This window comes from Oribacterium sp. HCP3S3_B9 (genome assembly GCF_052064255.1).
Classification (GTDB): Bacteria; Bacillota; Clostridia; order Lachnospirales; family Lachnospiraceae; genus Oribacterium.
Genome location: NZ_JBQHVY010000021.1, coordinates 20,906 through 43,395 on the forward strand (window position 1 = coordinate 20,906; position 22,490 = coordinate 43,395).

At 55.8% G+C, this 22,490-nt stretch carries 16 protein-coding genes and 1 tRNA gene; 14 read left to right on the forward strand and 3 right to left on the reverse strand.

Annotated features, from left to right (window positions below; all coding sequences use genetic code 11):
* The first annotated feature begins 6 nt into the window (after positions 1 to 6).
* The 6 genes from ACTNC3_RS09885 to ACTNC3_RS09910 all read left to right on the forward strand — a co-directional run bounded on the left by ACTNC3_RS09885 (position 7) and on the right by ACTNC3_RS09910 (position 7,366).
* Positions 7 to 79 (forward strand) — tRNA-Thr (locus ACTNC3_RS09885).
* Positions 80 to 288: 209 nt separating this feature from the next.
* Complete coding sequence (locus ACTNC3_RS09890; protein WP_410043252.1) at positions 289 to 1,110, forward strand: C40 family peptidase; 822 nt, start codon at positions 289 to 291, stop codon at positions 1,108 to 1,110.
* A 193-nt stretch (positions 1,111 to 1,303) separates the two neighbouring features.
* Positions 1,304 to 1,858: a zinc-ribbon domain-containing protein gene (locus tag ACTNC3_RS09895; protein ID WP_441227320.1), complete on the forward strand. Its 555-nt coding sequence runs from the start codon at positions 1,304 to 1,306 to the stop codon at positions 1,856 to 1,858.
* Between the two features lie 332 nt (positions 1,859 to 2,190).
* On the forward strand, positions 2,191 to 3,762 hold the full coding sequence (citF, locus tag ACTNC3_RS09900) for a citrate lyase subunit alpha (protein WP_441227321.1): 1,572 nt from the start codon (positions 2,191 to 2,193) through the stop codon (positions 3,760 to 3,762).
* A 582-nt stretch (positions 3,763 to 4,344) separates the two neighbouring features.
* Positions 4,345 to 6,021, forward strand: a complete 1,677-nt coding sequence (locus tag ACTNC3_RS09905; RefSeq protein ID WP_410043255.1) for a Na/Pi cotransporter family protein — start codon at positions 4,345 to 4,347, stop codon at positions 6,019 to 6,021.
* A 997-nt stretch (positions 6,022 to 7,018) separates the two neighbouring features.
* Positions 7,019 to 7,366: a type II toxin-antitoxin system HicB family antitoxin gene (locus ACTNC3_RS09910; protein WP_410043256.1), complete on the forward strand. Its 348-nt coding sequence runs from the start codon at positions 7,019 to 7,021 to the stop codon at positions 7,364 to 7,366.
* A 118-nt stretch (positions 7,367 to 7,484) separates the two neighbouring features.
* On the opposite strand, the gene ACTNC3_RS09915 is transcribed toward ACTNC3_RS09910, so the two are convergent.
* The 3 genes from ACTNC3_RS09915 to ACTNC3_RS09925 all read right to left on the reverse strand — a co-directional run bounded on the left by ACTNC3_RS09915 (position 7,485) and on the right by ACTNC3_RS09925 (position 12,670).
* A complete protein-coding gene (locus ACTNC3_RS09915) occupies positions 7,485 to 8,678 on the reverse strand; it encodes a DUF819 family protein (RefSeq protein WP_441227322.1) in 1,194 nt (397 codons plus the stop codon).
* 254 nt (positions 8,679 to 8,932) lie between these two features.
* Positions 8,933 to 10,213, reverse strand: a complete 1,281-nt coding sequence (locus ACTNC3_RS09920; protein ID WP_441227323.1) for a CapA family protein — start codon at positions 10,211 to 10,213, stop codon at positions 8,933 to 8,935.
* 279 nt (positions 10,214 to 10,492) lie between these two features.
* Positions 10,493 to 12,670 carry a hypothetical protein gene (locus ACTNC3_RS09925; RefSeq protein ID WP_441227324.1) on the reverse strand — a complete coding sequence of 726 codons (2,178 nt, stop codon included), beginning with the start codon at positions 12,668 to 12,670 and terminating at the stop codon, positions 10,493 to 10,495.
* A 267-nt stretch (positions 12,671 to 12,937) separates the two neighbouring features.
* On the opposite strand from ACTNC3_RS09925, the gene ACTNC3_RS09930 reads away from it, so the two are divergent.
* The 8 genes from ACTNC3_RS09930 (at position 12,938) to ACTNC3_RS09965 (ending at position 22,234) form a co-directional block, all read left to right on the forward strand.
* A complete protein-coding gene (locus tag ACTNC3_RS09930; protein WP_441227325.1) occupies positions 12,938 to 14,230 on the forward strand; it encodes an LCP family protein in 1,293 nt (430 codons plus the stop codon).
* A 2,153-nt stretch (positions 14,231 to 16,383) separates the two neighbouring features.
* Positions 16,384 to 16,929, forward strand: a complete 546-nt coding sequence (locus ACTNC3_RS09935) for a hypothetical protein (RefSeq protein WP_441227326.1) — start codon at positions 16,384 to 16,386, stop codon at positions 16,927 to 16,929.
* A gap of 229 nt (positions 16,930 to 17,158) precedes the next feature.
* Positions 17,159 to 17,878 carry a CpsB/CapC family capsule biosynthesis tyrosine phosphatase gene (locus tag ACTNC3_RS09940; protein WP_441227327.1) on the forward strand — a complete coding sequence of 240 codons (720 nt, stop codon included), beginning with the start codon at positions 17,159 to 17,161 and terminating at the stop codon, positions 17,876 to 17,878.
* A gap of 15 nt (positions 17,879 to 17,893) precedes the next feature.
* Positions 17,894 to 18,706, forward strand: coding sequence for a YveK family protein (locus ACTNC3_RS09945; protein ID WP_441227328.1), 813 nt, complete (start codon positions 17,894 to 17,896; stop codon positions 18,704 to 18,706).
* Positions 18,703 to 19,455: a CpsD/CapB family tyrosine-protein kinase gene (locus ACTNC3_RS09950; protein WP_441227329.1), complete on the forward strand. Its 753-nt coding sequence runs from the start codon at positions 18,703 to 18,705 to the stop codon at positions 19,453 to 19,455. Before ACTNC3_RS09945 ends, ACTNC3_RS09950 begins: the two co-directional genes overlap by 4 nt.
* A gap of 60 nt (positions 19,456 to 19,515) precedes the next feature.
* Positions 19,516 to 19,713, forward strand: coding sequence for a hypothetical protein (locus ACTNC3_RS09955; protein ID WP_441227330.1), 198 nt, complete (start codon positions 19,516 to 19,518; stop codon positions 19,711 to 19,713).
* Positions 19,714 to 19,841: 128 nt separating this feature from the next.
* Entirely contained in the window at positions 19,842 to 21,794 is a 1,953-nt protein-coding gene (locus ACTNC3_RS09960) for a polysaccharide biosynthesis protein (RefSeq protein WP_441227331.1), read from the forward strand.
* Positions 21,795 to 21,946: 152 nt separating this feature from the next.
* A complete protein-coding gene (locus tag ACTNC3_RS09965; RefSeq protein WP_441227332.1) occupies positions 21,947 to 22,234 on the forward strand; it encodes a DegT/DnrJ/EryC1/StrS family aminotransferase in 288 nt (95 codons plus the stop codon).
* Positions 22,235 to 22,490: the final 256 nt, after the last annotated feature.

The following is a 22,490-nucleotide window of genomic DNA, read 5'->3' on the forward strand; positions in this document are numbered from 1 at the left end:
GCGCATGCTACTGTAGCACAGTCGGTAGTGCATCTGATTCGTAATCAGAAGGTCACCGGTTCGAATCCGGTCAGTAGCTCGATATTCTCTTGTGACAGCAGTGTCAATCTGAACTAGAGTGACTACCGTTAAATCGTAAAGCGAATATTACCGAAGACAGAGTCCTGGTTTCAGATGCGAGAAACCAGGACTTTTTTTGTAACACAGCTGACGGACGCGTCGGCGTTACTGCGCAAACGTTGTTCAGTCAAGGCTGCCCTCAGGGGCGTCTATGCAAAGGAGATTCCAGTGAAAAAAATAGTGAGTGCAGCCATAGCGACCGCGGCTCTGACCATCACAGCGACGGTGACAGCATTGGCCGGAAGCTGGGGACAGCAGAACGGTTCGTGGGTGTATCTGAACGACGCCGGACAGCTTCAGACGGGCTGGGCGTGGATCGATGGCAACCAGGACGGGATCGCCGAGTCGTATTATTTTGATCTGAATGGATGCTTAGCGACCGCTACGACGACACCGGATGGCTATACCGTGAATTCGGATGGCGCCTGGGTACAGGATGGAAGCGTGCAGACGAAGGTGATTCCTCTTTCGAATCCGAATGCGCTGGGCCGTCTCGGTACGGTAGCCGGCAGCTCGTCGATGTCGAGCGACAGCTTCCTGGTCGCAGGCAGTGCATACGAGAATGGCAAGAATTATATGCATTCACAGGAATCACTACAGCAGGTCACCGGTCGTAAGGATATCGTAAACTTCGCGCGGCAGTATGTCGGTGCAGGCAAGCTCCGCTATGGTGCTGGTACGAATCTGAACGGTGGGCCGGTGGACTGCTCTGGTTTCGTGCTCGCCGTCTTCCGTCAGTTCGGCATTTCGCTTCCGAGAACCTCCGCCGAGCAGTGCGCAGCTGCTCCGCGTTATGTTTCCGAGGCAGAGATGCTTCCGGGCGATCTGATTTTCTATGGCAACGGTGGTCGCGTGAACCACGTCGCCATCTATACCGGTGAGAATTCCATCGTCCATGCGACGAACAGCTCCCGCGGCTGGGTCTTCGAGGACAGCGGCTCTTCTGCGATACACTACGCCCCGATCATCGCCATCGGGCGGTACTGGTGATATAATCCTGCGCGCGGTATGAATGTACTGCCGGGATGTTCATGCAGTTATGGTCTGGAAACTTCGCGCGCATGACGCCTGCGGATTACCCCGGATTGACGGGTCGTGTCATGGTGTGCTGTGGAAGTGAAAATCCGGCGCGCGGTGAACCCGTAAAGGTCGACAGCATTGGCGGAAGCACGTGGAGGTGCACATGTTTTTCTTCTTCGGAATCATGAATGATCAGAAGGATCTCGATTTTCATCAGCCGATGACCTGCGATGTGTGTGGGCGCATGGGGCAGTACCAGGTGTTTGTGACGTATATGGTGCTGTCGATTTTCTTCATTCCGATTTTTAAGTGGGGGCGTACGTACTATGTGCGCACGAGCTGCTGCGGCTCGCTGTATCAGCTTCGTCCGGAGGTCGGTCGCGCGATCGAGCGTGGAGAGAACGTTGCGATACAGCAGACGGACCTCTACCTCGAACAGCGTGGGCAGGCCGGCGGGCAGAATCGCTCGGCTGGTCAGCGTGAGCAGGACGATGCTGGTGCGTGGCAGTCGCATGGTGCGGATCAGACGTACTGGCAGGCCGGCGCGGCGTGTGGGCAGAATACGGCCGGGGCTTCAGCAGGAAGTACGCAGCAGCGGCTCCTCGAGCAGCAGGGCAAGTGGACGAAGGTCTGCTACAATTGCGGCTACACCACGACGGAAGACTTCGAGTACTGCCCGAAGTGCGGGAAGAAGTTCGAGTATACAGAACAGAAGTGATATCGTGGGTCGAAGCTCGAGTTTAAGGATAGGAGAGAACATCATGAGTAAAGTGGTTCTGGCCATCGTCTTTATCATCATCTGCCTGAGTGTCATGATCGGCATCCCGGTGTATCTGTACAGGAAATATAAGAAGCTGCAGAAGAAGTGAAGTATGCGACGAGCGGTCCAGCTAGCCGCCATCCGGGTTGGAATTTCCGAGGACGTCGCACAGTCATCGTGGCGATGGGGGCCGCGCAGTCTGCGCGTATGCCAGGTGCCACGATAGCACAAACTCCAGCCTGCGCAGCAGGCAAAAACCACACTACACCACACCACAGGGGGACACAGTTATGTTAAATGCAGTAGGCCGGGACATCCCGGACGAGATTCTGAAGCGCTATGGGAAGGAGCCGTTCCGGGGCAGCAGCTACCGGGACGACAAACCATATACGAAGGCGGCGCCGACGGTGCGCGGCATGGTCGACCCACGGAGAAGTAAGATGGTCGGCAGTATCCGCGAGGCACTCGAGAAGTGCGGCGCGCGGGACGGCATGGTCTTTTCCTTCCATCATCACTTCCGCGATGGTGACCACATCGTCAATATGGTGCTCGAGGCCGCACAGGAGATGGGCCTCCGTGACCTCACGATCTGCGCGTCGTCGCTCGGCAAGTCGCACAGCCGCGTCGCACAGATGATCGAAGAGGGCACCGTCATCGGCATCCAGACCTCCGGCATCCGTGACCGCATCGGCGAGGATGTATCCTTCGGCCGGCTCGCGACGCCGGCGATCATCCGAAGCCACGGCGGCCGCGTGCGCGCCATCGAAGAAGGGGACGTCCACATTGACATCGCATTTATCGGTGCGCCGACTGCGGACGAGTATGGCAACCTCCGCGGCGTCGGCGGCAAGAGTGACTGCGGCGTGCTGTCCTACAGTGTCGTGGATTCCCGCTACGCCGACCACGTCGTCGCCATCACCGACACCATGGTGCCGTTCCCGAACTTCCCGCCATCCATCCCGATGGTCGACGTCGATTATGTCTGCGTCGTCGACGAAATCGGCGACCCGGCGAAGATCGCGAGCAACGTCATCCGCATGACCCAGGACGTCCGCGAGCTGAAGATGGCTGAAGACTGCGCACGCGTCATGGCCGCGACCCCGTACTTCCGCGACGGATTTTCCTTCCAGACCGGTGGCGGCGGCGCATCCCTCGCCGCGACCCGCTTCCTCGAGCCGTTCCTCGCCGAGCGCCAGATCCATATGAGCTTCGCCATCGGCGGCATCACGAAGCCACTCGTCGACCTCCTGCATAAGGGCTACATCCGCACGATCGTCGATGCTCAATGCTTCGATCAGACGGCCATCCAGTCGATCCGAGAGGACCCGCAGCACTACGAGATCTCGACCTCCGAGTACGCGAACCCGCTGAATAAGGGAGCCTTCGTCAACAAGCTCGACTTCGTCATCCTCGGCGCGCTCGAGATCGACACCGACTTCAACGTGAACGTCACCACCGGTTCCGACGGCGTGCTCCGCGGCGCCCCGGGCGGACACCCGGACACGGCAGCCGGATGCCAATGCTCCATCATCGTGGCACCCCTGATCCGTGGTCGTATCCCGACCGTCGTCGATCGCGTCGTGACCTGCGTGACCCCGGGTGAGAACATCGACGTCCTCGTCACCGACTACGGCATCGCCGTGAACCCGCGCCGGAAGGATCTCCTCCAGTGGCTCCGGGATGCGAAGCTCCCGCTCATCACCATCGAAGAGCTGCGTGACATCGCATACAGCATCGTCGGCCGCCCGGACCCGATCGAGTTCCACGACGAGGTCGTCGGCATCATCGAGGCCCGTGACGGCAGCATCATCGATGTCGTGCGCCGCGTCGAACCGCAGAAGCCGTTGCACTGGATTGTGTAAGTTTGCCGGCCACCAGCTCCTCTGGAGCGAGCATCGCATTGCGATGCAATAAAAGAGTAGAAAAGCAGCTCCGCGAGGGCTGCTTTTTATGTTGGGCTCCAGACCACCTTGGCTGCTGTAGGATGCCTGCCGGTTATGCCGCTGTGCACTGCACGTTATAGAAGCAGGCGTCGAAAAACGTCTGGTTATACTTGACTAATTAGCAAACATCACCCGAAATGCCGTAAAAAATCTGTAAAAATTGTGTATAGACCATATAAAATCCCTGTTTTTTCTTCTGAATACATGCGGTATAATGAAACAAACTGGGCTTTATACAGCGGCGTGTTTTTGTACTGCGCACGTTAAAAAAATAACGAAACGGACGCCAGAAACGTTCCTGCTGTAAAGATGGGAGAGCACCTCATGCGAAGACCATGCCGGCCACGATCTGCCACATGTATTACGATCGCGGCGACGGCCGGCCAGGAAATCCGCCTGGACTGGTTGTGAAACCAGAAGCAGCGCCGCCCGGTATTACATAAAGCAAGACTGAACCGAACATCCTGTGGCGATGACGCCACGAATATTAAGGGAGAAACCATGCTGACAATACTAGTGAGTCTTTTGGGAGGCCTCGGCCTGTTTATCGCAGGTATGTACATGATGAGCCACGGTATCGAGAAGGTCGCCGGCGCGAAGCTGCGCAGTATCCTCGAAACCTGCACACACAACCGCCTGACCGGCCTTCTGGTCGGACTGTTCTTCACCGCCGTGATCCAGTCCTCCAGCACCGCCACCGTCATGGCCGTCACCTTCGTAAACTCTGGCCTCATGGCGCTGAACAACGCCTGCGGCATCATCCTGGGCGCGAACATCGGTACCACCGTCACCGCGCTCCTCGTCGCCTTCCGCCTCTCCGCGATCGCACCGATCTTCGTGTTCGCGGGTGCCGTGATGATGAACTTCATCCCGAACCAGGTGGTGAAAAAATCCGGTGAAATCGTGATGGGCTTCGGCCTCCTCTTCGTCGGCATCTCCACGATGTCAGCGGCGATGGGCACACTCCGTGACATCCCGGAAGTCATCCACTTCCTGTCCTCGTTCACGAACCCGATCCTCGGCGTGCTGATGGGCTTCGTCATCACCTCGATCGTGCAGTCCTCGTCCGTCACCGTCTCGATCCTCGTCGTCATGGGCGCACAGGGCCTCGTCGACCTCCGGATCTGCATGTTCATCATCCTGGGCTGCAACATCGGCGCATGCTCGAGCGCGATCCTCACCGCGATCCCGTGCAAGAAGGACGCGAAGCGTGCCGCCCTCATCCATCTGCTGTTTAATGTCTTCGGCACCATACTGATGTTTGTCCTGCTGCTGTTATTCGCGCCGCAGATCGAGATGATCATCCGGACGATCGCCGGTACCGGTGACGACGCCGGCTCCCTCGGCAGAAGCATTGCCTTCGCACACTTCCTCTTCAAGGTGTTCCAGGTGATCGTATTCTACCCGTTCATGGACCAGATCATCCGCCTCACCTACGTGCTCGTGAAGGGCGAGGACGAGGTGCAGAAGGATGGCGCGTACGAGCTCCAGTACATCAACCTCAGCAAGCTCCCGAACCCGGCCGTCGCGATCTACATGGCGCAGCAGGAGATGGAGCGCATGGCCCGTATGGCCTTCGAAAACCTGAACGGCGCAGTTCAATGTCTCCTGCGCGATGACGCAGATGGCCTCGCGAAGATCTACGAAAACGAGCATTATATCGACTGGCTCTCCGAGCAGATCAGCACCTACCTCACGCGTATCAACCAGAACGCGATCCCGCTCCGTGACGCCGACCTCATCGCCGGATACTTCCATGTGAACTCCGACATCGAGCGTATCGGCGACCACGCAGAGGACATCGCGGACATCCTGAAGGATTTCAAGCTGAAGAACGTACAGCTGAGCACGGAAGGGAAGGAGGATATCAGGGGCATGCTCGACGTCGTCAACAAGCTCATGAAGGACTCCCTCGACATCTTCGCCACCGGCGATATGACCCACCTCGAAGAGGTGCGTGTCCTCGAGGATCGGACTGACGAACTCGAGACCAGCCTCCAGGATCGCCACATCCAGCGCCTCAGCGCCGGCAAATGCTCCGGCGAAGCCAGCGTCTCCTTCTCGGACCTCGTATCCGGCCTCGAGCGCGTCGGCGACCACGCCATCAACATCGCCTTCTCACTCTACGAAGCAAAATCACACACCCAGCCAGGCACCGCGAAAATCGCGAAACCGTAAAAGCGAGGGCAGGAAAAGAACAGGGGCTGTTGCACGACCGGATTGAAAAATCTGGTTGTACAGCAGCTTTTCTTTCGAATAAAGCATCGCGTGTCCAGCCGTTACTGTTCAGACAGGGTGATGTCTTCATCCTCGTTTGATTTTTTAGAGATGTCTATGCCGAGCGTCTCTTTTTGTTTGTTTGCCCACCCCATTCGACTGCCTTTATCTATTTACATATCGGTCCCGCCCCGTGCAAACAAACAAAAAAATCGACGATTTTTTCTTTGCGTGGGGATGCCGCGCTGGAATACTGCTCGATTTTCAGACGATCATCGAGCGCGGCCCGGAAATTTTCACTGGCGAACCGGGTGAAATAGATGAAGATGGATGGCACTATCCAATAACCAGTTGTTTTCGAAATCGTGGATATTTTTAACACCATCTATCATTTTTGTGTACGGAGCTAAACTATCTAAGATTTTCAAATAGGGCACTTATTGGATAGTTTTCTGCGAAATCAGGCATACGCATATAAGCGTACTATCGAATAATCCTCGCTTTTTAAAATAGTGGATATGTATTTCTGGCTTCAGAGAAGAGTTTCTTTTGGCTGATATCCAATAAACCTTCTTTTTTTAAATACTGGATACGCGAGCCCAGATTCCTCTTAGGAAATAAGGCTTTTCGTATCCAGTATTTTTGAAATCGCCTAAGAGTGGATAGTTTGCAGCCACCTGTCATGCTTACAGTCAAAAAACATATCCAGTATTTTCATCATCAAACCATATTGGATAGTAACGTTGACAGGGGCTGCGAAGGGGCGACAATGGAATACTGTTCCTACGTTGCTGCCCCTCCGGCTCCTGCCTGAATCCGGTTGACGAGGGAACAGTAATGTTTGGTCAGTAATATGCGCGCGGATGCAACTATATTTAGTTGCATCTGCGCGCTTGAAAGTATATACTACTACCCAAATCAAACAATTGATAGAAATATTAGAACAGGAGGAACTCATATGAATAATACAATTCAATATAAAGGATATGTCGGAAGTGTTGAATTTTCTGAAGAAGATGGTATTTTTTACGGTAAAGTTCTCGGCATCCGTTCATTGATTTCCTACGAGGGGGAAAATGCGAAAGAACTTTTAGATGATTTTCACGGTGCAGTGGATGATTATCTGGAGTCCTGTAAAGAGCTTGGGAAAGAGCCTGAGGTTGCCTTTAAAGGCAGTTTCAATATCCGCCTTTCCCCTGACCTCCATAAAAAAATATTTATTTACACCGCTGCACATCACATGACGATAAATAAGTATATCGAAAAAACGCTTGAAGATTCCCCAGCAGCTCAAGTTGTAATTTGAAATTTCTCGTATGACCAATACCATCCAGAATAACAGTAAAGTCTAGCTTATCAAGCATCAAAACAGGGATTGGCCACAACGGTCAATCCCTGTTCCTTACTATACCATATTCGATTGTTTACAGGAACATGCTGAGCAGTGCGCCCATGCCGAGTCCCATGAAGTTTCCGACGGCGCCGCCGAGGACACCCATGAGTACGCCGATGCCAGCGTAGGAGGTGTCATATGCAGTTGCGATGATCGGGGCCGTCGCGGTACCACCGATGCAGGCTACAGAAGCGGTCGAGCACATGCAGAGATCCCAGTGGAAGAGCTTCGACAGGAGGAACATGAGCACGACGTGTACAACGATGATCGCGATACCATAGACAACCCACATCGGAGCTGCGAGGAGGTCGACGAGGGTCGAGGTCGACGCCAGCATGGAGATGACAGTGTAGAGGTATAAGCCGGAGAGCTCGGAAACGCCCGGGAGTTTACCGATCGGCGTCATCGCAGAGATCAGACCGAGAATCGTGACGAAGAGGGTCGTGCAGGTTCCCTTATCAAACATCGCGAGACCGACACTCTTAAAGAAGGCGCCCATCTGTGCACCGACGAACTGACCGAATACCGACACCATCAGGCTGATGCTGAGCAGGATTACGAGATCATTGGCTGACGGATGCACATTCTTCTCACGCTTCACCTCTTCATTTGCAACTGCAGCGATCGCATCGAGCTTCGAGGTATCTGCCTTGGTTGCCTTGTTCCACTTCGGAGCGAACTTTACAGCGAAGAGGAGCAGCGCGATCCACATGGAGTAGCACGCAGTATCGAGTGCCAGCGCACAGGAGTAGGCACCACCGTCGACCGGAAGGGCATCCTGCATCGCCGCCATGTTCGCAGAACCGCCGACCCATGACGCATAGAGCGCAGCCGTCGCACCCCAGGTCTTCTCTGCGCCACCGAGGGCGTTCACGAAGAGTGGGTAGAGCGCGAAGAAACCGACGCCGAGTGTGACCGCACTGCCCATGAAGATGCAGATCATACGCGGTCCGAGCTTCGCGAGCTTACGGAAATCGCAACGCAGCAGCATGATGAAAATCATCGCATACAGAAGATTATTCTTGACTGCACCGTACGCCGCACGACATCCGTCGGAATCGTAGAAACCGATGGTGCAGAAGAACATGTTGATGATGTAGACCCACACGATCGCCGGAACGTAGTTGAAGATCTTCCACTTCGCGTACTTCTCCAACGCGAGGATGATGCCAGACAGCATCAGCAGGAAGGCGATGTAAGTAAAGCCGTTTTGAATTGCAAACATAAAGATACACTCCTTTTTATTTTTTACAGCGGTGAACGATTCACCACTGCAGTTAACATAGCTCTGTGTTCGGCCAATGCAGGCATCACGCATCTGGTGGCTCCGCGCGAGCTGTAGCGAAGCGCGGTCAGCCGCCGCAGGATAGCGCACTGCATATACGTCGTCCGGTCGCAGCGCCCGGGCAGCGCCCGAGCCGCTTCAGGCAATGTGCCTTCGCGACAGCACACTGGTGCACAGACAGCGCCCGGGCAGCGTCACAGCTGACGCAGAATATGCTCCTTCACAGCGTCGAGCGGGCTCTCTTTCCACGCGCCCTTCTCGGCTTCCGCCGCGAGCGCCATGATGACGCTTAAGTCCATGTGCGCGCCCTCGACGTAGCCGTCCGGCTCCGAGCTGTAGAAGTAGCCGTTCCAGGTCTCCTCCGACGCGTCCCGGAAGCGCTCCGGCTCGAGATAGAGCATCTTGCGACGCTCCTCCGCGATGAACGCCTGCGCCGACAGTGGTGCGAGCCGCGCATACTCAGCGGCAGAGACATTGGAAAAAATGGAAGGAAGCGGGGCCACGTCGATCCGCTCCTCGCCACGTACGATCCGGATACCGAGCGCCTCGAAATCCATGCGCTCCTCCGTGAACAGAAGCTTCAGCAGCACGCCGGTGTCCGTGTACGGATGCACACGCTGATAATCGGTGTCGAAGATGAAGTTACCGAGGGAGTAGAAGATGGCCTTGCCGTCGTCGAAGAGCTCATAATTCTCCGGGACATGCGGGTGATGCGCCACGACGACGTCCGCGCCGAGCGCGAGGTAGCGGAGATAGCGATCGCGCGTGTACGGACTCGGCAGACTCGTGAACTCCTCGCCGCCATGCGACACGACCACGCACCAGCGACAGCGCGCCTTGATCTCCGCGATACGCCGCGCGATCAGCTCGAAATCATCCCAGCGGAAGGTCCCCGGCTCTGTCGCCGTGGCCGGGATACACTCCGCCTGGTACGCCACGCAGATCATGCCGATGCCGCCTGCCTCCTCGAGGTAGACCGGCTCCGACGCCTCCGTCTCGTTCATGCCCGCACCCAGCGTCCGCGCCCCGATCGACGCCGCGCACTGCTTCGTGCTCCGCACACCCTCGACACCCGCGTCCATCGTGTGGTTATTGCCAATGCTCCAGATATCTGCGTGCATGGCTTCGAGGACGCGCGTCGCCGCCGGATCCATACTGTGGAAGAAGACCCCGCGGGAGCCGTCATCCACCGCGTCGATCAGCGCACCCTCGACGTTCGCGACGGTGTGATCCGCGCTGTGGAAAAACGCAAGCACCGGCTGCGCGAGCAGATTCGGATCCTCCCAGCGCTTATCCATGTACCGGTCGAAACCGATATCCCCGGTGAACACGATCGAAGTGGAAGATTTCGGATGATTACCAGCACCCGCCGTAGCGTGAGGCGTACCCGCCTCGTGACCACGCGTGCTGCTCGTCGTGTGGGTTGCGCCTGCCTCGTGATTGCACACGCTGCTCGTCGTAGGATCGAGAGCCATAGAACCTCCTTATGCAAAAAAAGAAGCAGGAACGGAAGAGCAGCGCATCAATGCGCCATGGTCATGGGTTCTTACTTCTGCCAGGTTATCGAAATGCTATGTGGATATCTGAACACGGTTTATTAAAAATGGACAAAACCGGATAGACATCAAGTAGTATTTTAATGAAAATGAATACATCTGTCAATACACATAACGCTTAGGCATGGCATGGCAAGTACGGGAGGAAAATTGTGAAAAAAAGATCGGTCGCACCGTTTGGTGCGACCGATCTCTGCATCAGCCGTTTGCGGCTTCACTTGTTTTGATTCTGTCGAGGATCGCGAGGCGTTCCTCCTCTGTGAGGACGTGTTTTCCTTCGGGGGTTTTGCGAGGTGAATCACCCGGAACTTCGATCACGCCCGGGATCGTGCCGTGTGGCTGATCGGCTTCCGGGGCCGACTCGGCAGCAGTGGAAGAGGCAGAGGTGCCGGTTTCCGTAGAAGCGGCGCTCTCGCGGGTGTTTCCGTCGCTGGTATGAGCAGCAGAGGAAGCTTCGGTGCTTGCCTTCGTTTCCTTCTTACTGTCAGTGGTCTTCGTAGTGTCGGCTTCCTGCGCTTTTTCAGTGGCAGTGGATTCACCAGCCGTCTTTGCTTCACCCGTAGCTCCACCGGTCTGCGAAGCACCTGTAGCTCCACTGACCTGTCCGGCCGTGCCCGGCTTCTGTTTATCGCCTGTACGTCCCGGCTTCTCCGTAGCCTTCGTGGCTTCCAGTGCGGTCTCCGCGGTGGTCTCGGCGATCCTTCCATCCTCGTCGAGTGGGAGACGCTTACCATTTTCGTCGGTCGGGCCGACGTAAGCGACGGTCTTGAAGTCATCGAGTGCAGCCGGGAGCTCGAGGTCACCGCCGAAGAGGATGCCCTGAAGGCCCGCGGCCTGCTCCTTCGTACCGAAGCTGATGATGAGATTACCATCACGGTCGGCGGAGAAGTGGTCGTTCACCGGCACCACCGAGCGGGTAGAAGAGCTGTACGGATTGTTCGCTGTGATGCGACCGAACGGCTTCGTGCCGTCACCGGTCGCGATGTAGAGATCGTTGTCACCGGAAGCCAGCATGTAATCGACACCGACGATGCCACGGAAGAAGTCGCCGGCCACATGCTCGCTGTGACGAACGATGCCATCATCCGCGCTGTTATCCGCCAGCCGCATCTGGTTCTTCCCAAGTGCATAGGTGTAATCGTTCAGGCGGTTCAGCCCCGCGACCGGGATATAGTGGAACTCATCGAGGGCTTCCACCGCCGGATCCAGCAGCGGCACCTCGTCCGCAGTATAGCCCTGCGCGTTCGCGACCTTCTGATCGATGAACTTCTGCAGCGTATCGGCGAGGAAGCCCTGGCCAGCGTCGTTCAGATACAGGCCCTCGACGGTGTATTTCTGTATCGCCGCCTGGGCCGCCTTTACCTGTTCATCCGCATCGCCAGCCTCTTCCGTAGTCAAAGCCCCGGCCCCACCGGCCTCTGTGGCACCAGTCCCGGAGCCAGCCTCTTCCGTGGCTGAATCCCCGGCCCCGTCGGCCCTAGAGCCAGCGGCCATCGCGACGGCCTTCTGTGCAATCTCCGACGTCGTGGCGCCTTTTCCCGCGCCCTCCGGGTCCAGCATCTCCATGCCGACGTTCACGACATCCGCGTGGTACTGCTTTGAAATCGTGCGGAGCGTCTCCGTGTTCTCATCCGCGAAGCCGAGCTCCGGGCTCGTCAGCGCCTGGCTGGAGAGGAGAGAAATCACCGAGCACTGCCGGTACTTCTCGCGCAGCCCGCGGAGCACCGCCTCATACCAGGTCGGAAACTGCGACGGATCATCCGTCATCCCGAGGCTCACGATCGCGAGATCGTACTCATCCTTCCGGAACGCGTGGGACATCGTGTTGTTCCAGCCCTCCGCCGAGATCGTCCCGTCCTTCGCCACCTCCGCGCGGCCGTCCCCGACCATCTCCGCGAGCATCGCCGTCGCCGCGCCATCCGGCTGCTGACGAAGCGCCGCCCATGCCCCGAAGCCGCCATTCTGCTCAGACAGCGAAACATTCGTCAGCTCCACGGTCACACCGTACTTCATCGCCAGCGACGCCTTCAGCCGCTGTGCCCAGGAACGCGCCGCCTGCGACGCACCCATCCCGGCACCATAGCCATCACCGACCACCAGCACACGCACCGGCAGCTGGTCCTGCAGCCGCTGGTAAAAGCTGTCGTTCAGCTGCCGCTCGAGTGAAAGCAGCTGCTGATCCGAAAGCCGTTGCTGCGTCGCCTGATCGAACACCTTCTTATTTTCCGCGCGCGCCCACTCCTGGTACGCCGCCTGCGTCTGCCGGTCATGGTAGAGCACGACCCCCGTCGCACCCACGATCAGCACCGCCAGCACGACCCCGCCGGCCTTCAGCAGCCCCGGATTCACCGAACCACGCTTATCACTTCTCATCACAACCAAACCTCCCCATATCAGGCCAATGCATCCGTCGCCGACATCGTCGTCTTCCGACCATGTACCGTCCCTCGAGAAAACCCACGAAGCGGTCATACCTGTACCCGTTTTCTATCCCTCATTCTAGCGCAGCCGCTCAGTGATGGAAACCATAATTTATGTGGCATTTTGTAAGCACTGCGCTATACTATAAAGTCAAGGCTCGTCCGCACGGCCTCGCCACACGTCATCCCGCTGCCACGCGCAGCTCAGCATAGGAGAGAGTATATGAAAAACGAAAACCACTCGAAGGAACAGCTTCGCCACCAGCGCCGCCGCCCGATGCGCATCTTCGTCGGCGCGATCCTCTGCATCGCCGCCGTCGGTTCCGCCTGGACGATCAGCCAGTACCGCGCGCGTAAAGCCACAGAGGCGGCCAATGCAGACAACCCGGTCTACGGGACCGAGGACACAGCTGCACTGGCGAACCAGCAGCTCGCAGATGCCGGCATGACCGAGGACGCCGACGGCAAACTCGGCCTCGAGGGCGTCACCCTCGACACCGACTACCTCGCGCAGATGCTCGAATCCGCAGCGGCAGAGCAGCAGGCGAACCAGTCGAAGCTCGTCGAGATCAACTGCACGAAGAACGCCGACGGCACCCTCAGCTATACCGTGAACGGCGACGCTACCGCGCGCCCACACCTCTTCAACCTCGACGAGTTCAGTTACAATGGCGTACATTATAAAAGGAACAGTGCCGTCAAGGCCTGGCTCATCCTCGGCGTCGATAATAAGGGCTCGCTCCAGTACGACCGTGACATCTCGGAGATCGGACTCTCTGATGGTATCTTCCTCGTCGCAGAGAACACCGCGAACAACAGCGTCCACATCATCCAGGTACCACGTGACACCATGACCGAGGTCACCGTCACCGACGAGAACTCGAACCCGATCGGCACCGAGATCAACCACCTCACCCGCGCATGGATGTACGGTGATAACCACGCGAAGTCCGGTGACTACGCGATGAAGGCTGTGTCCGGCGTCTTCGGCGGCCTCCCGATCGACGGCTACATGGCCGGCTCCATCGACATCATCAACGAACTGAACGACTACGTCGGCGGCGTCGAGGTCACCATCGAGGGCGACGACCTCGCGAAAGCAGATCCGACCTTCGTGAACGGAAAAACCGTCAAGCTCGAAGGCGACATGGCCGAGCGCTTCGTCCGTTACCGTGACAAATCCGTCGACTTCAGTGCCATGACCCGTATGGACCGCCAGCGCCAGTACGCCATCGCCTTCGAACACGCCATTGTCGCGAAGCAGAAGAAGGAAAGCAATGCCATCGCCGGTATGTTCGACCTCATCGAGGACAACATCGAAACCAATATGGACCGCACCAGCTACCTGAAGATCGCGATGGACGTCGCTCTGAAGGATAAGCCACTCTCCGAAAGCGACTTCTCCAGCTTCGCCGGTGAGAATAAGGTCAACACTGTCGAAAACCTCGACGAGTTCTGGCCGGACTACGCCGACGTCGACCAGCTCACCCTCGACCAGTTCTTCCGGAAGGTGTGAGGCTTTAAACGAATATACGCTGTAAGGGCCATACGGTGTAAGACTTTAATGGCGAATATATGTAAGGCTTTACGGCTTATAGTAAGGCTTTAACGGCGAATATATGTTTGACACATATATGGTCGAATGGTATTATATTAATAGAAGTGCTACCGATAGACGGTTGGCCCTTAAATTTGATAGTTACAAAAGTAACCGCCAACGTTTTCTCAGGACCTGGCGGTTATTTTTGTGCCTTTTTATTGCTTTCGGAACCCATTGCGTATCCAAGCGCAAAGCATGTAATACACAGGCTAAGGATGGATATGAACAAATCAGTTGTCAGCATAACACAATCCCTCCTTTCATAAGATTTCTGTGAACAGATTTCTATGTGATCAGAGGTCACAGTCCTCTGTTAGAAGGACCAACCGCCTACCGAGTATGGTAGCACTAAATATATTATAGCAAACGTTCGTTCTTCGACCAATAAGAAAAACAAATGTTTCCAAATAAAAGATGGAGATGACAGCGATGACCGAAAGAAGAAAGATGGTCAGGTGAGTGGCTGAATGGGTGACTGGCGGAGCTTGCCTCCCCTGCCGCCCACCCTATTTAAGTAGCGGTAGCGGAAGATCAGTGGGCCCACCCATGCGGGAGGGGCCGCTAATCGGAAGGGATGCCGCGCGGGAATACTGCTCGATTTTCAGAGAATCATCGCGCGCGGCCCGGAAATTTTTACTGGTGAACCGGGTGAAATAGATGAAGATGGACGGTACTATCCAATAATCGGTTGATTTCGAAATCGTGGATAATTTTAGCAACATCTATCATTTTTGTGTACGGAGCTAAACTATCTAAGATTTTCAAATAGGGCACTTATTGGATAGTTTTCTGCGAAATCAGGCATACGCATATAAGCGTACTATCGAATAATCCTCGCTTTTTGAAATAATGGATATGTATTTCTGACTTCAGAGAAGAGTTTCTTTCGGCTGATATCCAATAAAACTTCATTTTTAAAATACTGGATACGCGAGTCTGGATTCCTCTTAGAAAATAAGGTTTTTCGTGTCCAGTATTTTTGAAATCGCCTAAGAGTGGATATTTTGCAGCCACCTGTCGTGCTTTCAGTCAAAAAACATATCCAGAATTTTTATAATCAAACCATATTGGATAGGAACGTTGGCAGAGGCGGCGAAGGGGCGGCAACGGAGTACAGTGCCTCCGTTGCCGCCCCTCCCTGCCAGAACTGTCACACGAATATACGTTGCAAGGTTTTAAAAGCCGAATATACGTTTGACACATATATGGTCAGATGGTATTCCATTTATAGAAGTGCTACCGATAGACGGTTGGCCCTCGATTTAGCAATTTACAAAAGTAACCGCCAAAGTTTCGAGGCTCGGGCGGTTATTTTTGTGCTCATTTATTGCTCTGAGAACCAATGGTATACCCAAGAGCGAAACAAGTGGTACAGCAAGAGGACGCACAGCTTTGCAGCCGTCAAGGGGCTTTCGCGGCATATCCTCGCCCGAGGGGCTGCGGTATTCCACGGTCCCCTTGACGGCTGCGCCCTCCTGCGTGGGGCGGTCGTGCCGATCACGGGGAACTCAGCAGACAGGGAGTACTTCCGTGATCGGGAAGCCAGTGTACGCAGGAGGGCCGCTGCGCGTAGAGGCTGGCGACGTGAGAGAAGGTGGGGCGCTGCCCCACACCCCGGCCTCTCCGGAGAACTCTTCCTTAGCGACCACCTCGCAGATATTCTCTCCGGAGAACTCTTTTTCAGAGGGACTCGGCGAAGGACATCATCAGTGACCTCTTATAAATGGACTATCCACAAACTCGATTATTTTTAATTTGTGTCTATGTTTTCATGGCCGAAACGGTGTGACATATACCTGCGTGGGACCAGCACGAGAAAATAGGGACGAATATATATATATATATATATATATAAATTTCATAATTTCTTATGGAAATCTTAAGAAAGTTTAAACGAAAATTCCGAAAACGGTCACAAAATAGACGTGACCTCTTTTCCGTACACCGGTTGACGAATTCTGCATACGGCTATAAAATCCTTAAATGAAACTGAAAAATCTATAAAGTTTATTGTTCAGGCTTTATGGACGAAACGCAGTTTTTAAAATTTATATGGAGGTAAAAATATCATGAAGATGAAAAAGCTTTTAGCTCTGGCTATGGTTGCTTGTCTTACAGTTGCTACCTACTCTGTAGGTTTCGCTGCTAACTCATCTACCAATAACAGAGGCTCTTCTTCCAGCTCCAGCAGCCGTCCGCTTTCTAAGGAGTCTGAGAATTACTATGCAAGCCTTAACGCTCAGAAGACTGCAAACGGCACTGGCGTAGCTACTGTCGCTGCTGCTGATAACGCAAACGTTCAGGTTGCAACTGCTACACAGACATCCAACGGTGCTACTGTAACCATCCGTACCACTGCTGGTACAGCAGCTGCTGGCGTTCAGACAGCTCCGATGCTGATCGTTAACAACGGTACAGCAACTGTAGGCTGCTACGTAGATATGACCACTGGTCGTCCAGTGGCTACTGGTAAGACGGAGATCTATATGTCCTACAACGAGGCAGGCGTTCTCGTTTACCACTATGTAGACGCAAACGGTTTCTTCCTTACCGGCGTTCACGTAATCAATGGCGTGACCCTGAACTTCAACGCTGAGGGTACACCGATCGCTTAATCAGCACTTTTACCTACGTCCGGCGGACTCGAGCCGCTGATGCAGGGTGCGCGCACAAGGATCCCCGCATCATGGATGAAGGATGGGAAAGGCAGCAGGCGAAAGCACTACTGCCTTTCATCATGCTCATACCGCGATGACGCCTAGCGACCAGAACGTGCGCCGATACAGTTCCCGGAACCATGTTCCGAGGACTGTAACAGTACACGAAAAGGAGAGAAGAACAGCGATGTTCGACATCCACTCCCATATCATCTACCATATCGACGGCGGAAGCCACGATCTCGAGGAGTCCCTCGAGCTGATCCGGCAGGACGTCGAGCAGGGTGCCCACGCGATCATCGCGACCCCGCACTACTATGTCCAGTACCCGACCGACCCGGCGCGCATCCGCGCGAAGCTCGCGACGATCGAAGAGGCCAATGCCTCCGCCCTCGACGTGCGTCTCTACGCGGGAAACGAAGTGCTCTGGTTTGACAGTATGACCGAGCGCCTGCAGTCCGGTGAGATCCTGACCCTCGCCGACAGCCACTACACGCTGATCGAGTTCTACCCGGAGGAGAGCTACCAGACCATCCTCCGCGCGATCCGAAACGTGCGAAACGCCGGCTACCGCCCGATCATCGCCCACGCAGAGCGATTTAAAGCGATCCAGGAGCACGGCCTCGCGGAGGTCCGCGACCTCGGTGCCTATGTACAGCTCTCCACCGAGCCGCTGTCCCATAAGGGCCTGTCCGGACTCTTCGACCGGGAAACGAAGTTCATCCAGAAGGCGCTCCGAAACCAGGAAGCCGACTTCCTCGGCACGGACATGCATCGCGTCGACCGCCGGCCACCCGTACTCCGTGACGCGATCGACTGGATCGAGCGGAACCTCGACCGAGACTACGCCGACGCCGTCCTACAGGGAAACGCAGAAGCGATCCTGCGAGATGAAGAAATATATTAATAGGAGATCAAGTTCATGCCTGATAATACAAAGACCTCACAGCCGAACACCCCGGCCGCAAATAAGCGAAACGCCCAGAACGATGTGATCACCATCGACCTCGTGCAGCTCTTCTACGAGCTCCGTCGCCACATCGCCCTCCTGATCCTCACCACCGTCATCGGCGGCGGCCTCGGCTTCGTGATCTCACGCTTCGTGCTGACCCCGACCTACACCAGCACCTCGATGATCTACGTCATGAGTAAGGAGACGACCCTCACGAGCCTCGCGGACCTGCAGATCAGCTCCCAGCTCACCCAGGACTATAAGGTACTCGTCACCTCCCGTACCGTCATGGAGGACGTCATCCAGAAGCTCGGCCTCAAGTATGACTACGCGACCCTCCGCAGGAAGGTCACCCTCGACAACCCGTCGAACACCCGAATCCTGAACATCTCCGTGCTCGACACCGACCCGAAGATGGCGAAGCAGCTCACCGACGCCGTCGCCGACAGCGCGTCGAGCTACATCGCGGATATCATGGAGCAGGACCCGCCGAAGATCATCGAGTATGGTGAGATCCCGCTTCAGAAGACCGGCCCGAAGACCGGACGGAACACCATGATGGCGGCCCTCCTGTTCCTGCTCGCGGCTGTTGCGTTCGTCACCATCGACATGCTCACGAACGACACCATCAAGACCGAGGACGACATCGAAAACTACTTCGGCCTCCCGGTACTCGCCGCCATCCCGGAGAAGGATGCCGCCGCGAAGCGCTCTGAGCAGTATAACTACGCAGCGAACCCGAAGTCCCGTAACCGAAACGTAAAGAAAGGAGCGAAGAGATGATTGAAAACAAGCATAAGATCACACTGACCCTCGCCCCGGACGACGACTTCCGCTACAGCGAGGCACTCCGTACCCTCCGTACGAACCTCATGTTCTCCGGATCCCGCGTAAAGAACATCCTGATCACCTCGACCTCCCCGAATGAAGGCAAGTCGACGATCTCCTTCGAGCTCGCCCGTGTCTTCGCCGAGTCCGGCAAGCGCACCCTCTACGTGGACTGCGACATCCGTACGTCTGAGTTTATCAAGGTACATCAGGTCAATGTCAAAACCGTGGGTCTGTCACAGATCCTCACCGGCCAGGTCCCGATCGAGGACGGTTTCTATACCGACGACGCCATCCCGAACCTCGACATGATCCTCGCCGGACCATACTCACCGAACCCGACCGAGCTCTTCGAGGATGAGATGTGCGACCGCCTCTTCCAGTTCATCAAGGAAGAGAACTATGACATCGTGATTCTCGACACCGCACCGGTCGGAACCGTCATCGACGCCGCGATCCTCACGAAGTACGCCGACGGCGCAGCACTCGTCGCTGAGTCCGAGGTGACCTCCCGCCGCATGTTCCAGCGCGCGAAGGAGCAGCTCGACCGTACCGGCGTCCGCTTCCTCGGCGTGATCCTCAACAAGGTCAATATGACGAAGGGCGGCTACTACAACAGCTACTATAAGAAATACGGAAAGAAGTACGACAAGTACGGCTATGGCTACGGCTACGGCCCGAGCGACGCTTCCGGAAAGAAGTAAGCAGCATAGCGAAGCCCAGCTGCGAAGCTGAACACAGATTTTAGCAGGAAGGAAGGTATCATGAAGGGTATCAGTTCAGAGTGGAAATGTCTTATCGGCGTGGTCCTCGTGGCCGCGATCATCCTGATCTATCTCGGTCTCATGCACCCGAGTGCGTATGCAGGACCGGACACCATCGACGGTGCCCGCGCCATGATCAGCACCGCGATCATGATGATCGCCTGCACCGGCATCTTCTGGCACCGTAATAAAGACTGATTAAGAACAGCAGCGTTTCGACGCTCCGCACAGCCGGGAATCCCGACAGGATACGGAGATGCATCCACAGGACGGAGCGAAAAATATGCAGCGCATCCAGCACTGCATGCAGGATAGAGTGAGAGAGTATGAGCGAAAAGATCGACAGAACAACTGAAAACCACAGCACCGCGGATGCGACGCTTTCGAAACGAAAAGCCAGTCACCTCCAGCAGTCCTGGGTGATGCACGCCGGCATGCTGATGATCGCCGACGCCGGTATCCTCGTCCTCGCCTACTTCCTCGGCCTGTTCTTCCGCTTCGACCTCGCGTTCTCGCAGATCCCGACGAACTACTTCTGGGGCTACCTCTTCTCGATGCCCTACTTCATCGTGAGCACCATCACGGTGTTCTACCTCTTCCGCCTGTACCACAGCATCTGGTACTTCGCAAGCTTCGTCGAGCTCCTCAACATGATCCGCGCCTACCTGGTACTCATCGTACTGTATGCGTTCGGCGTGTTCTTCATGCATATGCACATGCCACGATCCTACTACATCATCGGCTACTGCCTCAGCTTCATGCTGCACACCGGCATGCGCTTCTTCTACCGCTTCATCCGTCTCCTCGACGGCATCGCCAGTGAGCGGAAGAGCAGTGAGCCACGCGAGCGAGTGATGATCATCGGCGCGGGCAATGCTGGCGGGATACTCATCAAGGAGCTCCTCACCAGTAAGCACCTGAAGGGGGATCCGGTCTGCCTGATCGACGACAACCTGAACAAGCAGGGCCGCGTCCTCGACGGCGTCCCGGTCGTCGGCACCCGAAACGACATCCTCCGTGCCGTACAGGAGTACGAGGTCACGGAAATCATCTATGCGATCCCGACCGCGACCGCTGCAGAGCGCGCGGAGATCCTCAACATCTGTAAGGAGAGTGGCTGTAAGCTGAAGACCGTCCCGGGCATCTACCAGCTCGTCAACGGCGAAGTCAGCGTCAGCAAGCTCCGTGACGTCGACGTCCTCGACCTCCTCGGTCGTGAACCGATCAAGATCAACAACAAAGAAGTCTTCAGTATGATTCAGGGGAAGACCATCCTCGTCACCGGCGGTGGCGGGTCGATCGGCTCTGAGCTCTGCCGGCAGATCGCACGCCACGAGCCGAAGCAGCTCGTCATCTTCGACATTTACGAGAATAACGCGTACAGCATCCAGCAGGAGCTCCTCATGGAGCACCCGGAGCTGAACCTCGTGACCCTCATCGGCTCCTGCCGGAACACGCACCGCATCAGCAGTGTGATGCAGCAGTACAAGCCGGACATGGTCTTCCATGCAGCCGCACATAAGCACGTGCCGCTCATGGAGGTGAGCCCGAACGAAGCGATCAAGAACAACGTCATGGGCACCCTGAAAACCGCCCGTGCCGCAGCCGACGCCGGCGTGAAGCGCTTCGTCCTGATCTCCACGGATAAGGCCGTGAACCCGACGAACGTCATGGGTGCCACGAAACGTATCTGTGAGATGATCGTCCAGATGATGAACCGGAAGTACCCGAAGACCGACTTCGTCGCGGTCCGCTTCGGTAACGTCCTCGGCTCCAATGGCTCCGTCATCCCGCTCTTCAAGAAGCAGATCGCAGAGGGCGGTCCGGTGACCGTCACTGACAAGCGGATCATCCGCTACTTCATGACCATTCCGGAGGCCGTCTCCCTGGTGCTCCAGGCGTCGCACTACGCGAAGGGCGGCGAGATCTTCATCCTCGACATGGGCAAGCCGGTGAAGATCGACGACATGGCCCGGAACCTGATCCGACTCTCCGGACTGACCCCGGATGTAGACATCAAGATCAAGTACGTAGGTCTCCGCCCGGGCGAGAAGCTCTACGAGGAGCTCCTCATGAACGAAGAGGGCATGACGGATACACCGAACAAGCTGATCCACATCGGCCACCCGATTCAGATGGACGACGAACAGTTCCTGAAGGACCTCGACGAGCTCGACCGCGAAAGCCGGAAGGACGTCGGGAATATACGGGATGTGATCCAGAGAGTGGTACCGACGTATCACCAGCCGGAGACGGATAAGGAACAGAAAACAGTCTAAGACGACGGTTCAGACTTGCCTAAGATACACAGTTCGTCATCAGCACCTTTAAAGCAAGGGATTTCAAATTCGTTTGGAAATCCCTTTTTCAATTCATAAACAGTGAAGACAAGCGCCGCCTGAACAGGGGAACAGAGCGCGGAGGGGGAAACATGGCTTTTACAAGAAAAGATGAATTTAAAGCGTTTGATAAGAAGGTATGGCTGGCATCCCCGACGATGCACGGCGAGGAGCTCGCCTATGTGACCGAAGCCTACGAAACCAACTGGATGAGCACCGTCGGTGAGAACATCAACCAGGTGGAGAAGATCGCGGCCGAGAAGGCAGAAGTGAAGTACGCCGTCGGCCTGTCCTGCTGTACCGCAGCGCTCCACCTCTGCTGCAAGCTCGCGGGCGAGCGCTTATACGGAAAGCCGGCGATCAGCCACGGTGCACTCTAAGGCAAGCAGGTGATAGCTGTATAATAGGGACAACCAAGAAAAAGCCTTGAATTTACAAGGGTTTTCGGCTCTAAGTCAGTCCCCGTTATTTGAAATTTTCTACGGAAACTGGAGTGGGTCAGAGAATCCAAGAGGTGAAGATGGCTTCTTGGATACTCATGAATTGACCCACAATCCAGAGTAGAAAATTCTATAAGGAGGAACTGACTTAGCTCACACGCCATGTCTGGCGGTGGGCTATGGTTAAGTTTTGTAG